The following is a 921-nucleotide window of genomic DNA, read 5'->3' as shown; positions in this document are numbered from 1 at the left end:
TGCCCTGTGCCTTCTAAACCATATCCTCCAAACCATGCAAAAAGCTTTTGCGCACCATGCGCCATGAAAATTAATCCGACTGGGATTCTCAATACTAAAGCTGTCCAGTTTTGGCTTGATGTCGTCATTTTATTAAGTTGTGATGCAATCATATTTATTTCCTAAGTTCATTGTTTCTGAATGTTGAAGCTATTATATTTAAAGGTACTGACGATTAATAACGATCATAATTGAACAACCAGTTCAAAAGGATTGAACAATGAACTCACCTATCACTTTAGATGCATTAAAAGTACTGGATGCGATTGAACGTAAGAAAAGCTTTGCTGGGGCAGCAGATGAATTATTTCGGGTGCCCTCGGCCATCTCTTATACGGTCAATAAACTTGAAGAAGACTTAGATCTTGCTATTTTTGACCGCAGCAAAAGAAAGGCTGAGTTAACCGCTGTTGGAAAATTGATTGTTGAACAAGGTCGATTGATATTGGATGCAACTAACGAATTAACCTATATGGCTAAACAGTCAGCGAGTGGTTGGGAGTTAGAGATTCGGATCGCCCTCGATAGTATTTTATGTTTCAAGCCTATCTATGCGTTAATTGAACAGTTTCAAGTCGCACATCCGTGGATTGATATCAAAATTACTGAAGAAGTTTTTGGTGGCACTTGGGATGCTTTAAGTGCAGAGCGCAGCGATCTTATCATTGGTGTTGAAGGTAGTGAGCGCAACAACAGTTTTAAGACTATCCCTATCGGTCAACTTGAGTTTATCTTTGCAGTCGCTAAAGACCATCCTATTCGACGAGCACCGCAACCTCTAAGCAACGACTCTATTAAACAATATCCATCAATTGTTGTGGCAGATAGCTCAAGGCATCTCGCATTGCGTTCAGCGGGCTTACTTGATGGACAGCCACGTAT

At 40.5% G+C, this 921-nt stretch carries 2 protein-coding genes; one reads left to right on the top strand and one right to left on the bottom strand.

All coding sequences use genetic code 11. The features are described from left to right. Positions 1-152: DoxX family protein (locus Q4600_RS21115; RefSeq protein ID WP_303524435.1), on the bottom strand; the 152-nt coding region annotated here is incomplete at its 3' end. A gap of 107 nt (positions 153-259) precedes the next feature. Here Q4600_RS21115 and Q4600_RS21110 point away from each other — a divergent pair. Next, a partial coding sequence (locus Q4600_RS21110) for a LysR family transcriptional regulator (protein ID WP_303518507.1) occupies positions 260-921 on the top strand: 662 nt, incomplete at its 3' end.

Origin of the sequence: Shewanella sp. 2_MG-2023, from assembly GCF_030548905.1 — a bacterium.
GTDB lineage: Bacteria > Pseudomonadota > Gammaproteobacteria > Enterobacterales > Shewanellaceae > Shewanella > Shewanella electrodiphila.
Note: the sequence above shows the minus strand (reverse complement) of the source record. Positions and strands in the feature narration are given on the sequence as shown.